The sequence below is a fragment of the Rhodoblastus acidophilus genome (assembly GCF_900187365.1).
GTDB classification, from domain to species: domain Bacteria; phylum Pseudomonadota; class Alphaproteobacteria; order Rhizobiales; family Beijerinckiaceae; genus Rhodoblastus; species Rhodoblastus acidophilus.
In genome coordinates this window covers 1-1,271 of record NZ_FYDG01000068.1, presented here as the reverse complement: position 1 = coordinate 1,271, position 1,271 = coordinate 1, and the positions used below count along the sequence as shown (strand labels likewise).

The window sequence follows — 1,271 nt, the reverse complement described above, 5'->3', positions numbered from 1 at the left end:
AGGGCGCGAGCGCTCCCGGCCTGGGGGGCGGAAGCGGGATCTTGCGGCGCAGTTTGCGCGACCGAAATCGATTCGGAGCGTTCCGGGCGAAAATCTGTCAGCAGATTGCGGAGTCCCAGGCTGCCGCGCATCGGCTTTCCGCTGGCCCCCTCCGCGGCCGGCGCCTGAGCCGGTTGAGACACGGCCGATAAAGGCGGAACCGGATTTGGTTGCGGCGTTTCACCTTGGACCGAAGCGCTCGTCCCGCCGGTTTGCGGGGAGGATGCAGGCCGGGAGGTCGTCTGCGTTGCTGCCGACTGGTCGGAGCCGGGGTTTTCTCCGCCAGCGCCCGAAGGCTCCGCGCGCGGACGACGATGAAAGGCGCTGGCGAATGCCGAAACGATGGCTTCGCCTGCGGTGACAAGGCGCATGGAGGATTGTTCATGCGGATCGGCATCGCGATTGTGTTGCGTATTTCCGGTGTTGTTCTCCGGGAGAGCCGGCGGCGACGTAGTGGTGTGCTGACCATTGTCAACAATGTGATCGTTTTGTGATTGTTTCTTCGCGTTATGCATATCCTTCTCGAACGGATTCTCCGGCGCAGTTTGCGACGAGAAAGACCGCGATTCGGCGGCTGGAGCCGTTAGGCGGCTGTCATGCGCATTATTGTCGCGCTTAATAATGTTCGCAGATGGTTCGCTCGCCTCGTGAGTTGTTGGAGTTCCTTCCTTACTGACGACCCTCGATGGCGTTTCATCGAACGACGCCATCAGATCCTTGAGGGCCGGTTGGGCTTTCGGAAGAGAGCTCTCGAGTGATGTCGAAAGACTCGTCTCCTGAGCGGGAGACGCCGACGCAGCAGTTTGAGCCGGTTGGTTGTCCGAAGTGCTTCGCGTCGAATTGTCCGGGACGCTGGAAGGCAAGGGTCATGCGATCGTCGGCTGGTATCTCTCCGATCCCGAAATGGCGGGCGTCGAGATCGAGCGCGTCAGCCTGAACTCCTGCCGCAAGGTCGGCAGGGATCTTGGCCTCGATCTGAGCGACCTCCTGGATGAACGCGCGCGGCTTTGGTCGAAAACCATGCGCTATGAAGCCGCTTGCCTGATCCTGTGGACGCGAAGGGGTGTCCTCAACAAGGAAGAAACCAAGCAGATGAAGGAGGAGCGCGCCCAGGCGGCGCGCGCGTGTCCCGCGATTGGGGAGGCGCAAAGGTTTTACATGCGCTCCGAATTGATGGCGGCGCATCATGAGGGCTTTGTCAGCCGCGTCGCCCAGGCGATGCGCGGCGTCGA

2 pseudogenes are annotated in these 1,271 nt (G+C 61.8%); one reads left to right on the top strand and one right to left on the bottom strand.

Annotated features, from left to right (window positions below):
• Nucleotides 1–749 (bottom strand): annotated as a pseudogene (locus CFB24_RS22920) (hypothetical protein); the annotation flags it as partial.
• A gap of 106 nt (nt 750–855) precedes the next feature.
• Here CFB24_RS22920 and CFB24_RS22240 point away from each other — a divergent pair.
• Nucleotides 856–1,271 (top strand): annotated as a pseudogene (locus CFB24_RS22240) (ATP-binding protein); the annotation flags it as partial.